A 303-nucleotide genomic window follows, 5' to 3' on the forward strand; every position below is an offset into this window, starting at 1 on the left:
TTTTTTAGTAGATAAAGCTTTTCCTAAGCAGTTTTTAAAAGACGAACAAGCGAAGGTTGATGATGCAACTTTTAATTTTAAAATTAAAAAAATGAAAGATTTTGCAGAGGCTGGTTTTTACGATTATCAAATTCATCAGCTAGCCAAGGGAAAAGAATTAAAGCCTGATTATAATCCTTATCTTGCCGTTTTAAGACTAACAACAAACGAATTACGTAAAGGCTGGTTTTAAATAATTAATGGGAAGAAAGTCAATAGATAAAGAGCGAAAACCGCTATCAAAAAAAGCTACATTATGGGTTG

At 31.0% G+C, this 303-nt stretch carries 1 protein-coding gene; it reads left to right on the plus strand.

Annotated elements, in window-relative coordinates:
- Positions 1–232: hypothetical protein (locus EYW44_RS22430; protein ID WP_165872312.1), on the plus strand; the 232-nt coding region annotated here is incomplete at its 5' end.
- Between the last annotated feature and the right edge of the window lie 71 nt (positions 233–303).

It is taken from the genome of Tenacibaculum sp. M341, from assembly GCF_004337695.1.
Classification (GTDB): Bacteria; Bacteroidota; Bacteroidia; order Flavobacteriales; family Flavobacteriaceae; genus Polaribacter.